The sequence below is a fragment of the Achromobacter sp. CF-sbj1-Ac2-l genome (genome assembly GCF_052698165.1).
The window spans coordinates 1,440,090-1,452,269 of sequence record NZ_CP199855.1; the positions used below are offsets into that span (position 1 = coordinate 1,440,090).

At 66.2% G+C, this 12,180-nt stretch carries 10 protein-coding genes; 8 read left to right on the plus strand and 2 right to left on the minus strand.

All coding sequences use genetic code 11. The features are described from left to right. Window positions 1-90: 90 nt before the first annotated feature. Complete coding sequence (locus ACUDCK_RS06585) at window positions 91-1,035, plus strand: CysB family HTH-type transcriptional regulator (protein ID WP_006389315.1); 945 nt, start codon at window positions 91-93, stop codon at window positions 1,033-1,035. Window positions 1,036-1,268: 233 nt separating this feature from the next. Then, window positions 1,269-1,592: a DUF2325 domain-containing protein gene (locus tag ACUDCK_RS06590; RefSeq protein ID WP_035361296.1), complete on the plus strand. Its 324-nt coding sequence runs from the start codon at window positions 1,269-1,271 to the stop codon at window positions 1,590-1,592. 202 nt (window positions 1,593-1,794) lie between these two features. Here the strand turns inward: ACUDCK_RS06590 and ACUDCK_RS06595 are convergent, their stop codons facing one another. Further along, window positions 1,795-2,454 (minus strand): C40 family peptidase, encoded by a 660-nt coding sequence (locus ACUDCK_RS06595; RefSeq protein ID WP_054501536.1) that lies wholly within the window; start codon window positions 2,452-2,454, stop codon window positions 1,795-1,797. Between the two features lie 313 nt (window positions 2,455-2,767). On the opposite strand from ACUDCK_RS06595, the gene ACUDCK_RS06600 reads away from it, so the two are divergent. The 6 genes from ACUDCK_RS06600 (at window position 2,768) to ltaE (ending at window position 10,723) form a co-directional block, all read left to right on the plus strand. Next, window positions 2,768-4,657 carry a propionate--CoA ligase gene (locus ACUDCK_RS06600; RefSeq protein ID WP_175167592.1) on the plus strand — a complete coding sequence of 630 codons (1,890 nt, stop codon included), beginning with the start codon at window positions 2,768-2,770 and terminating at the stop codon, window positions 4,655-4,657. After that, a complete protein-coding gene (locus tag ACUDCK_RS06605; protein WP_054501534.1) occupies window positions 4,654-5,061 on the plus strand; it encodes a heme-binding protein in 408 nt (135 codons plus the stop codon). Before ACUDCK_RS06600 ends, ACUDCK_RS06605 begins: the two co-directional genes overlap by 4 nt. Continuing rightward, entirely contained in the window at window positions 5,058-6,398 is a 1,341-nt protein-coding gene (locus ACUDCK_RS06610; protein WP_054501533.1) for an MFS transporter, read from the plus strand. Before ACUDCK_RS06605 ends, ACUDCK_RS06610 begins: the two co-directional genes overlap by 4 nt. 266 nt (window positions 6,399-6,664) lie before the next feature. Further along, on the plus strand, window positions 6,665-8,644 hold the full coding sequence (gene acs / locus ACUDCK_RS06615) for an acetate--CoA ligase (protein WP_054501532.1): 1,980 nt from the start codon (window positions 6,665-6,667) through the stop codon (window positions 8,642-8,644). 138 nt (window positions 8,645-8,782) lie between these two features. Then, window positions 8,783-9,670: a DMT family transporter gene (locus tag ACUDCK_RS06620; protein WP_116792770.1), complete on the plus strand. Its 888-nt coding sequence runs from the start codon at window positions 8,783-8,785 to the stop codon at window positions 9,668-9,670. 42 nt (window positions 9,671-9,712) lie between these two features. Further along, on the plus strand, window positions 9,713-10,723 hold the full coding sequence (gene ltaE, locus ACUDCK_RS06625; RefSeq protein WP_054501531.1) for a low-specificity L-threonine aldolase: 1,011 nt from the start codon (window positions 9,713-9,715) through the stop codon (window positions 10,721-10,723). A gap of 67 nt (window positions 10,724-10,790) precedes the next feature. On the opposite strand, the gene ACUDCK_RS06630 is transcribed toward ltaE, so the two are convergent. Beyond that, window positions 10,791-12,125: an aspartate aminotransferase family protein gene (locus tag ACUDCK_RS06630; RefSeq protein WP_175167593.1), complete on the minus strand. Its 1,335-nt coding sequence runs from the start codon at window positions 12,123-12,125 to the stop codon at window positions 10,791-10,793. Window positions 12,126-12,180 lie beyond the last annotated feature (55 nt).

Sequence of the window (12,180 nt, forward strand, 5' to 3'; positions counted from 1 at the left end):
AGGGACGCCTTGTCCTAAGCTTATATTAATAAGTCATATAACAAGGCGTCCTTATTACTTATAATTGGCCCGTCTATCAGGGGCCAATTCATGAACCTGCAGCAATTTCGTTTTGTGCGCGAAACCATCCGGCGCGACTTCAACCTGACCGAAGCCGCCCGGATGCTCTATACCTCACAGCCGGGCGTGTCCAAGGCCATCATCGAGTTCGAGGATGAACTCGGGATCAAGATCTTCGAACGCCACGGCAAGCGCATCAAGGGGCTGACCAAGCCCGGCCTGGCCGTGTCGCAGGTGATCGACCGCATCATGCGCGAGGTCGACAATCTGAAGAAGGTCAGCGACGAATTCGCCCGCCGCGACGAAGGCGGCCTGGTGATCGCCTGCACCCACACCCAGGCGCGTTACCTGCTGCCGCGCGTGATTCCGGCGTTCCGCAAGCAGTTCCCCAAGGTGCACCTGTCGCTGGCCGAAGGCAGCCCGGCGCAGTTGGCCGAGATGGTGCTGCACGAGCAGGCCGACCTGGCGCTGGCGACCGAGTCGCTGGCCCTGACGCCGGGCCTGGCGACATTGCCCGTGTATGCCTGGGAGCACACCGTGGTGGTGCGGCCCGATCATCCGCTGGCCGAGCTGACGTCCAGCGCCGCCAAGCGCCTGTCGCTGGCGCAACTGGCGGAATACCCCATCGTGACCTATGACCGCGCCTTCACTGGCCGCAGCACGATCGACGAGGTCTTCGCCAACCAGGGGATCCATCCGGACATCGTCCTGGAAGCCATCGACGCCGACGTGATCAAGACCTACGTCGACGTCGGGCTGGGCATCGGCATCATCGCCGGCGTGGCCTATGACCCGCGGCGCGATTCCAGCCTGGTGGGCCTGCCGGTCGGCCACCTGTTCGGCACGCACACCACCCGCGTCGGGGTAAAGGCCGGAGTGTTCCTGCGCGATTACGTCTATACCTTCCTGGAAATGCTGGCGCCTTCCCTGACGCGCGCGGTCGTGACCGAGGCCGTGCAGGGAACGCCGAAGTAGGCTGGGCCATGACGAGCGCCGTGGAAGTCGGACGAGAAGAAGCGGTTCCCTTGGTGGGGAGCCGCTTTTTTTTCATGGAAGCGGGGGCGGGGAAGGGCGCGGACAAGGTGTCTCACTATCCCTTTTCATAAGCTCATAAAAAATATTAAATAAGAACCGATCTCATTTGGGTTGACTAAAAAATAGGAATCATTATCATTACATCCAGTCTCAACGACCCAGTGAGGTTAAACATGACGGCAGGATTGAGTGCAGTGGTAGTGGGCGCCGACAGGCTCGGCAACATTCCGGATCTGCTCAAAGGACACAACATCTCGATCACGCACCACATCAGTGGTCGTGATCCCTCGCATCAGAAGAAGACGCTGCAATTGCCCTCGGGCACCCAACTGGTCATCTTGCTGACCGATTTCCTCGGCCACAACGTCATGAAGACCTTCCGCAATGCCGCGCAGCGTGGTGGCATCCGTGTCGTGGCTTGTCGCCGTTCGGTATGCAGCATGCAGCAGGCCTTGCAGCAGTGCGGCCTGTGCAGCCGGGGCGCCGCGGTCCACTGACCCTGCCATGCCACGCCGCCGCCAACACTGAAAACTGGGGAGGCCGAAAAGGCCCGCGGCTCAGGGCCGCGAAGAGGAATGCAAAACGCCGCCAGACTGTAAAGTCCGGCGGCGTTTTGCTGTCTGTGTCGGATTGCGTCGGCCCGTCGCGCCGTTTGGAGGATAGCCGCGTCGCGGCCGGCGCGTCACACTGCAAGCGCGGTCAGTTGGCCGCGCGGGCGCTGGCCACCAGGCTGTTGTCCAGGCGACGGGCGCCGTTGTAGCGCTTGCTCCAATAGGCCATGGTCATGTTTTCGACCCGCACCACGCCGCCAGCGCTGGGCGAGTGCACGAAGCGGTCGTCGCCCAGGTAGATGCCGACGTGCGAGTAGCGGCGACCCAGGGTGTTGAAGAAGACCAGGTCGCCGGCCTTGAGCTCGTTCTTGGCGACCGAAATGCCCTGTTGTGCGATTTCGGCGGCGTTGCGGGGCAGCTTCAGGCCCAGCGAGCGTTCGGCGGTGTAAGCGACCAGGCCGCTGCAGTCGAAACCGGTATCGGGGGAGTTGCCGCCGAAGCGGTAGCGGATGCCCAGGTAGTTCAGGGCTTCGCTGACCATCGCGTTGTCGCTGTTGACTTCGCTGTGGTTGCGTTGGCGTTCGCGCTTGAACTTCTGCACCACCAGCATGCCGATGGGATCATCGGCGGTGGCGACCCATTCCGTCTCGTAGGGATCGATCTCGGACGTATAGGCGGTGGATTTTTGAGAGGTGTTTGCACAACCCGCCAGACCCGCGACGCACGCCGCCAGCGCCAGCAAACGCAGACCGCGGTTTGCCTGGCCAGAGGATGAATTCAGTCGCGCGCTTTTGGAGTGTCGATGCATTCGCCTGGGGAAGGTCGCCGCCTGTTTCGCAATTTTCGGGCAATAAAGCGTCAAAAACGCTAAAAAACACCTGAATAGCTGAAATCAAGCAGCCAACCAACAGATATGTTGTCTACAACTTCGCGGGGATTCTACCAAACTTTTAAGACTGGTTCGTTACTGTAACCAGCCCGGCGCCCGTGAGGCGTAGACGCGTGGCAGAATTTTTTGACCTGCGGCAAGCCTCGTGCAAGGTTTGCCCACCAGAATGACCAAAGGATTCGAAAAGAAAGCAATCAGCCATACGGCGTATGCACAATAACAGGAGACAAAAATGCAAAAAACCCGGGATTTCCATTACCGCTCGGTGCACGACCGCGACGCCTTCTGGCGCGAGCAGGCCGGCCGGGTGCACTGGGATACGCCGTTCGAGTCGGTCCTGGATTTTTCCCGGCCGCCTTTCGCCAGGTGGTTCGTGGGCGGGACGACCAACCTCTGTTACAACGCCGTGGACCGCTGGTTGCCGACCCAGGCCGACAAGCCGGCCCTGATCTGGGTCTCCACCGAAGTCGAGCGCGAGCGCATCTACACCCGCCAGGACGTCTATGACGAAGTGAACGCGGCCGCCGCGATGCTGCAGGACCTGGGCGTGGGGCGCGGCGATCGCGTATTGCTCTATATGCCGATGGTGCCCGAGGCGGTCTTCACCATGCTCGCCTGCGCCCGCATCGGCGCGGTGCATTCGGTGGTGTTCGGCGGTTTCGCCTCGGTCAACCTGGCACAGCGTATCGACGATGCCGCGCCCAAGGTGGTGGTGTGCACCGACGGCGGCTCGCGCGGCGGCAAGGTGGTGCCCTACAAGCCGCTGCTGGACCGGGCGCTGGCGCTGTGCAAGACGCCGCCGGCCTCGGTGGTGGTGTTCGACCGTGGCCTGGCGCCGTTCGAGCCGGTCGCCGGCCGCGACCTGGACTACGCCACCCTGCGCGCTGCGCAGCGCGGCGTCCACGTGCCGGTGACCTGGCTGGAGTCGTCCGAACCCAGCTATATCCTGTACACGTCCGGCACCACCGGCAAGCCCAAGGGCGTGCAGCGCGATACCGGCGGCTATGCGGTGGCGCTGGCGTCGTCGATGGAGTATCTGTTCGACGGCAAGGCCGGCGACACGTTCTTCTGCACCAGCGACATCGGCTGGGTGGTGGGGCATTCCTACATTGTGTATGGCCCGCTGATTGGCGGGCAGGCGACCGTGCTGTACGAAGGTACACCGGTGCGCCCCGACGGCGCCATCCTGTGGAAGCTGGTGGAGCAGTTCGGCGTCAACACGCTGTTTTCGGCGCCGACGGCGGTGCGGGTGCTCAAGCGCCAGGACCCGGCCTTGCTGCGCAAGCATGACCTGTCCTCGCTGCGGGCGGTGTACCTGGCGGGCGAGCCGCTCGATGAGCCCACCGCGCAATGGATTTCCGAGGGCCTGGGCAAGCCCATCATCGACAACTATTGGCAGACCGAGTCCGGCTGGCCCATTCTGTCGGCGCAGCCGGGCGTGGAAAAGGTGCCGACGCGCTTCGGCAGTCCATCGTTCCCGGTCTATGGTTTTGATGCGCGCATCGTCAGCGAGTCCAGCGGCGAGGACCTCGGACCCGACCAGAAGGGCGTGGTCGCCATTGTGCCGCCGTTGCCGCCGGGCGCCATGTCGACCATCTGGGGCGACGATGAGCGCTTCGTCCAGACCTATTTCACGTCGATCCCGGGGCGCCAGGTGTATTCGACCTTCGATTGGGGGCTGGTCGACGCGGATGGGTATTGGTTCATCCTGGGACGCACCGACGACGTGATCAACGTGGCCGGCCACCGCCTGGGCACGCGCGAGATCGAGGAGTCGGTCAACAGCCATAGCGGCATCGCCGAGTGCGCGGTGGTGGGCGTGGCGGACGCGCTCAAGGGGCAGGCGGCGATGGCCTTCGCCGTGCTGAAGAATCCCGCGGCGGCGGAGACGGCGGAGGGCGCAAAGCAACTGGAAGCGGATATCATGCGGCTGGTGGAAGATCAGCTGGGCGCGGTGGCGCGACCGGCCCGCATCCGGTTCGTGGGCGCGTTGCCCAAGACCCGCTCGGGCAAGGTGTTGCGCCGCGCCATTGTCGCGGTATGCGAAGGCCGTGATCCCGGCGACCTGACCACGATCGAAGATCCCACCGCCCTCGAACAGATCAAGGAGTCGCTGCAATGAATACCAAACCCGTGCTGACCGCCGAAGACGTCAAGAAGATCCTGGCCGCGGCCGAAGCACACGCCCAGCAGAACAAGTGGGCCGTCACCATCGCCGTATCCGACGACGGCGGTCACCTGCTCGGCATGCTGCGACTGGACGACGCCGCGCCCATTTCCTCGCACATCGCGCCGGCCAAGGCCAAGACCGCGGCCCTGGGCCGCCGTGAGTCGCGCGTCTACGAAGAGATCATCAACAACGGCCGCTATTCCTTCCTGTCGGCGCCGCTGATCGAAGGCATGCTGGAAGGCGGCGTGCCGATCGTGGCCAACGGCCAGGTGGTGGGCGCGGTCGGCGTGTCGGGCGTGAAGTCCACCGAAGACGCCCAGATCGCCCAGGCTGGCATCGCCGCGCTGGGTCTGTGAGCCAGGAAACGCCGCGGCAGGCGCCCGATGGCGCCGCCGTCTCCGCCGGCGGGGCGGCGGACAGGAGTCCGCTGAACCCCGGCGTGGCCAAGCGCGAGGTCTGGGCCTGGGCTATGTACGACTTCGCCAATTCCGGCTACACCACCGTGATCCTCACGGCGGTGTTCAGCACGTATTTCGTCGGTGTGGTCGGCGGCCGCGCGCCGTGGGCCACGCTGGCCTGGACCGCGGCGCTGTCGCTGTCCTATCTGCTCATCATGCTGACGATGCCCACGCTGGGCGCGCGCGCCGACGCGCGCGCCGGCAAGCGGCGCCTGCTGTACAGCAGCACGATCGGCTGCGTGGCCGCCACGCTGGTGCTGACCCAGGCGGGGCCGGGCGATGTATGGCTGGCGCTGGCCGCCATCGTCGTCTCCAACTATTGCTACTGCGTCGGCGAGTCCGTGGTGGCGGCATTCCTGCCCGAGTTGGCCAAGCCGTCGGCGCTGGGTCGGGTGTCGGGCTGGGGCTGGAGTTTCGGCTACTGCGGCGGCATGCTCACCCTGGGCCTGTCGCTGGTGGTGGTGAAACTGGCCGAGGCCGACGGCCTCGACGCCGAACACTTCGTGCCGCGCGTCATCCTGGTGACCTGCGCGGTGTTCGCGCTGGCGGCGCTGCCGTCGTTCTTCCTGTTGCGCGAGCGCGCGCGGCCTTCCGGCGAACCGCAAGCGGCGCTGGCGATGCTCAAGCGCCTGGCCTACGCCTGGCGCGAAACCGGCCAGCATTTTCCCGAGTTCCGCCGCCTGCTGATGTGCATCGCCTGCTATCAGGCCGGCATTTCGGTGGTGATCACGCTTGCCGCGGTGTATGCCTCGGAGGTCATGGGTTTCACCACGCCGCAGATCATGCTGTTGGTGTTCACCGTCAACATCGGCGCCGCGGCCGGCGCGTTCTCGTTCGGCTATGTGCAGGACCGCATCGGCCACAAGCCGGCGCTGGCGATCACGCTGTGCGGCTGGATCCTGATGGTGCTGGTGGCCTACGCCGCGGTGACGGCGCCGGTGTTCTGGGTGGCCGCGACGCTGGCCGGCCTGTGCATGGGCACGACGCAGAGCGCGGGCCGCGCCATGACCGGCGCGCTGGCGCCGGCCGGACGCCTGGCCGAATTCTTTTCGCTGTGGACGTTCGCGGTGCAACTGGCCGCGGTCATCGGCCCGCTGACCTACGGACTGGTGACCTGGGCCACGCATGGCAACCACCGGCTGGCCATCCTGGTCACCGGGCTGTTCTTTGTCGGCGGCCTGATCCTGCTGTCGCGCGTGGACATGGCGCGCGGCCTGGCGCGCCGCGCCGCATGACGGCGCGGGCGTTCGCCGCAACTGATATTCTTATGAAGTCCCGGACAATCGCTGCGCCTGATGGCGGCGCGATGTCCGGCGGGTTGCGTATTGCGCTGTCAGTTGTCGATGCCGTTACCGCCATGTTTGGCGCGCGTTCCCGCGGGATACGGGCTTATGGCCCGTATTTTGCGTAAGGTGCCCGTAAGAGCGCGGCGATACGGTTGCGAGTGGGCAGTCAGATAAAAACGGCATCAACAACAGAATCACAGATTGGAGACAAGATCATGTCGAATGCTATTGAGTCCGTACTGGTGGAAACCCGGGTGTTCCCGCCGCCGGAGCGCGCGGCGCAGGGCGCCGCGATTCCCAGCATGGACGCCTACAACGCGTTGTGCGCGCAGGTCGAAAAGGATTTCGACGGTTTCTGGGCCGGCCAGGCCCGCGACAACCTGCAGTGGACCAAGCCGTTCACCGAGGTGCTGGACGAATCCAACGCGCCGTTCTACCGCTGGTTCGGCGACGGCGAACTGAACGTTTCGGCCAACTGCCTGGACGTGCACCTGACCAACGGCAACGCCGACAAGACCGCCATCATCTTCGAGTCCGATGACGGCAAGGTCGTCAAGGTCACCTACCGCGAACTGCTGGCGCGCGTGTGCCGCTTCGCCAACGGCATCGCCAAGCTGGGCTACAAGAAGGGCGACCGCGCCATCATCTACATGCCCATGTCGATCGAGGCCGTGGTGGCGATGCAGGCCTGCGCCCGCCTGGGCGTGACGCATTCGGTGGTGTTCGGCGGCTTCTCGGCCAAGAGCCTGCAGGAGCGCATCGTCGACGTCGGCGCCTCGCTGGTCATCACCGCCGACGAGCAGGTGCGCGGCGGCAAGACCATTCCGCTCAAGCCGGCGGTGGAAGACGCCATTGCCATGGGCGGCTGCGAAGCCGTCAAGCGCGTCATCGTCTATCGCCGCACCGGCGGCAAAGTGGCCTGGAACGAAGGCCGCGATCTCTGGATGCACGACGTCGAGGCCGGCCAGGCCGACACCTGCGAGCCGGTGCCGGTCAATGCCGAGCATCCGCTGTTCATCCTGTACACCTCCGGTTCCACCGGCAAGCCCAAGGGCGTGCAGCACTCGTCCGCCGGCTACCTGCTGTGGGCGCTGCTGACCGTCAAGTGGACCTTCGACGCGCGCAAGGACGACGTCTACTGGTGCACGGCCGACGTGGGCTGGGTCACTGGCCATACCTACATCACCTACGGTCCGCTGGCCGCGGGCCTGACGCAGGTGGTGTTCGAGGGCGTGCCGACGTTCCCCAACGCCGGCCGCTTCTGGGACATGATCGCGCGCCACAAGGTCACCACCTTCTACACCGCGCCGACCGCGATCCGCTCGCTGATCAAGGCCGCCGAGGCCGCGCCCGAGACCCATCCGTCCAAATACGACCTGGACAGCCTGCGCATCATCGGCACGGTGGGCGAGCCCATCAACCCCGAAGCCTGGATCTGGTATCACAAGAACGTCGGCCGCGAGCGCTGCCCCATCGTCGACACCTGGTGGCAGACCGAGACCGGCGGCCACATGATCACGCCGCTGCCGGGCGCCACGCCGACCAAGCCGGGCTCGTGCACCCTGCCGCTGCCGGGCATCGCCGCCGCCATCGTCGATGAGACCGGCGGCGACGTCGACCAGGGCAACGGCGGCTTCCTGGTGATCAAGCGTCCGTGGCCGGCGATGATCCGCAACATCTGGGGCGACCCGGAGCGCTTCAAGAAGAGCTACTTCCCGTCGGAACTGCGCGGTTATTACCTGGCCGGCGACGGCGCGCAGCGCGATGCGGACGGCTACTTCTGGATCATGGGCCGCATCGACGACGTGCTCAACGTGTCGGGCCACCGCCTGGGCACGATGGAAGTGGAATCCGCGCTGGTCGCGCACGAACTGGTGGCCGAGGCCGCCGTGGTCGGCCGTCCCGACGACACCACCGGCGAAGCCGTGGTGGCTTTCGTGGTGCTCAAGAGCGCCCGTCCCGAAGGCGCAGAGGCGCAGGCCATCGCCAAGACGCTGCGCGACTGGGTGGCCAAGGAAATCGGCCCGATCGCCAAGCCCAAGGACATCCGCTTCGGCGACAACCTGCCCAAGACCCGCTCCGGCAAGATCATGCGCCGCCTGCTGCGCGTGGTCGCCAAGGGCGAGGAAGTGACGCAGGACGTGTCCACGCTGGAAAACCCCGCCATCCTGGAACAACTGTCCAAGCCGCTGTGACGCGGCGCGCGCCGTCCGTCATGCGGACGGCGCGGACGGTCGCCCGCCCAACGGGAGCATAATGCGAGATGCCCATGCCGGTTTGCCGGCATGGGCATCGTCGTTTTTTCCTTCGCCACTTTCACTGGAGACGCCGCCGTGAGCCGCAGCAGTTTCGATCGCGCAGGGCTGGCCCTGATGTTCAGCACCATCCTCGTGTGGGCGGGGAGCTGGATCGCGATGAAGCTGATCGTGCCGTACATCGGTCCGTTCGATTTCGTGGCGCTGCGCTACGTGACCGGCGCGCTGGTGCTGTTCGCGCTGGCCGCCGCCACCCGCCGGCCGTTGGGCCTGCCGTCGTGGAAGCTGACCTTGCTGATCGGCCTGACCCAGACCGCCGGTTTCCAGGGCTTCGTGCAGACTGCGCTGGTATCCGGCGGCGTCGGCAAGGTGTCGTTGATGGCCTATACCATGCCGTTCTGGGTGGTGCTGTTCGCGTGGGGCCTGCTGGGCGAGCGGCCGACGGCCCGCCACGGCGTCGGCATCGGCCTGGCCGCGATCGGACTGGTGCTGTTCATCGAACCCTGGCACGGCGTGGGCGAAATGCGGCCGGTGCTGCTGGGGTTGGGCAGCGGCCTGTGCTGGGGCGTGGGCACGGTGCTGTCCAAGCGCATGTTCGAGCGTCACGCGCCCGACGTGATGACCTTCACGGCCTGGCAGATGCTGTTCGGCGGACTGGTGATGACGCCGGTGGCGTGGCTGGCGCCGCAGATCCCGGCGCAGTGGGGCTGGCAACTGTGGACCGGCATGGTCTATATCGTCCTGATCGCCACGGCCGCCGGCTGGCTGCTGTGGCTGCAGGTGGTGCGGCGGGTTCCGGCTTCGATTGCCGGCCTTTCCAGCCTGGGCGTGCCGGTGGTGGCGATGCTGATGGCGTGGGCGGTGCTGTCCGAGCGTCCGTCGCCGGTCGAGCTGGGCGGCATGGCCCTGATCCTTGCCGGCATTTTTGTCGTTAGTCGCGCGGCGCCTGCCGCGCGCGCGGGCTGATCGGCCCGTTAACCGGATTCCGTTCTCCTTCAAGGAAGCTTCATGATCGATTTGCGCAGTGATACCGTCACCCGGCCGTCTCCGGCCATGTTGCAGGCCATGGTCAGCGCGCCGCTGGGCGACGATGTGATGGGCGATGACCCCACGGTCATCCAGTTGCAGCAGGCAGTTGCCGAGCGCGCGGGCAAGGTCGCGGGCCTGTTCTTTCCGTCGGGCACGCAGAGCAATCTGGCCGGCCTGATGGCCCATTGCGAACGCGGCGACGAGTACCTGGTGGGCCAGCAGGCCCATACCTACAAGTACGAGGGCGGCGGCGCGGCGGTGCTGGCCAGCATCCAGCCCCAGCCCATCGAGCACGCCGAGGATGGCTCTCTGCCGCTGGAGAAGCTCGCTGCCGCGCTCAAGCCCGAAGGCGATCCGCACTTCGCCCGCACCAGGCTGCTGGCGTTGGAGAACACCTTCCATGGCAAGCTGATTCCGGCGGATTACGTGCGCGCGGCGACCGACTGGGCCCGCGGCCATGGCCTCGCCACACACCTGGACGGGGCCCGCGTGTTCAACGCCGCCGTCGCCAGCGGCAAGCCGCTGGCCGAGATGTGCCAGCCATTCGATTCTGTGTCGATCTGCTTTTCCAAGGGGCTGGGGGCGCCGGTCGGTTCGGTGCTGGTGGGCAGCGCCGAACTGATCGCCCGCGCGCGCCGCTGGCGCAAGGTTCTGGGCGGCGGCCTGCGCCAGTCGGGCGTGCTGGCTGCGGCCTGCCTGTACGCGCTGGAACATAACGTCGAACGCCTGGCGCAGGATCACGCCAACGCACGCCTGCTGGCCGACGGCCTGCGCGGTATCACCGGCGTGCGGGTCCTGAGCCAGGACACCAACATGGTGTTCGCGGAATTCGAGCCGGCGCGTTGCGATGCGCTGACCGCCGCGCTGGCTGCCGATGGCATCCTGATGCGCGCGGTTTACGGCGGGCCGACGCGCCTGGTGACGCATCTGGATGTGTCGAGCGCGGACGTGCGCCGGGTGATCGAGGCCGTCGCTCGCCATCTGCGATGACCGATAGCGTAAGGCGGGCTGGCCCGCAAGGGACCGCCCATGCCGGCATGCCTCCCGCCACGTCGGGTCAGTCGCCGGCGCGCAGCACCTGCGCCAGCACGGAGAACAGCTCGTCGATCTGCGCGGGCTCGATGATCAGCGGGGGCGACAGCAGCATGGTGTCGCCGGCCGCGCGGATCAGGCAGCCGCGTTCCAGGCAGGCCTGGTGCACGGCATAGCCGCGCTGGCCCGGCTTGCCCGCGAGCGGCGCCAGTTCGATCGCGGCCAGCAGGCCGATGTTGCGGATGTCCACCACGTGCGGCAGGCCCTTGAGGCCGTGGGCCGCGTCCTCCCAATAGCGCCATAGGTCGCGGCTGCGCTGGAACAGGCCGTCGCGGCGGCAGATGTCCAGCATTGCCAGCCCGGCCGCGCAGGCCACCGGGTGGCCCGAGTAGGTGTAGCCGTGGGCCAGCTCGATGGCGTTCTCCGGGCCTTGCATGAAGGCGTCGTAGACATGCTGGCGCACCAGCGTCGCGCCCATCGGAATGGCGCCGTTGGTCAGCCCCTTGGCGCTGGTGATGAGGTCGGGCGTGACGCCGAAATGCGCCGAGGCGAAGGCGCCGTCGACGCGGCCGAAGGCGCAGATCACTTCGTCGAAGATCAACAGAATGCCGTGCCGGTCGCAGATCTCGCGCAGCTTCTGCAGGTAACCGCGCGGCGGCACCAGCACGCCGGTGGATCCGGCCACCGGTTCGACGATGACAGCGGCGATGGTGGAGGCGTCGTGCAGCGCCACGATGCGCTCGAGCGCATCGGCCAGGTGCGCGCCCCAGTCCGGCTGGCCGCGGCTGTAGGCCATCCGCTCGCGGTCGTAGGTATGCGGCAGATGGTCCACATAGGGCAGCAGGTTGCCGAACGGCTTGCGATGGCCGCCGATGCCCGAGACCGACAGGCCGCCGAACCCCACGCCGTGATACGAGCGTTCGCGGCCGATCAGGCGCACGCGTTGGCCTTCGCCGCGCGCGCGGTGGTAGCCCAGCGCAATCTTGAGGGCGGTATCGACGGCCTCGGATCCGGAGTTGGAAAAAAACACGTTGGAGAAACCGGCGGGCGCCTCTTCGCACAGCTTTTCGGCCAATTCGAACGCCAGCGGATGGCTCATCTGAAACGACGGCGCGTAGTCCAGCTCATAGGCGGTGCGGGCGATGGCCTCGACGATTTCGGGCCGGCGATGGCCGGCGTTGACGCACCACAGGCCCGCGATGCCGTCCAGCACGCGGCGGCCGTCGGGCCGGATGTAGTGCATGCCCTCGGCTGCGCTGAAAAGCACCGGATCGCGCTTGTAGCGACGGTTGGCGGTGAAGGGCATCCAATAGGCGTCGGCGTTGAGGGGAGAGGACAGATGAGGCGTGGGCGAGGGCATGGGCTTGCTGCTTCAAGGAAGTTCAGGTGCGACCATTTTGTATTAATAATAAGAA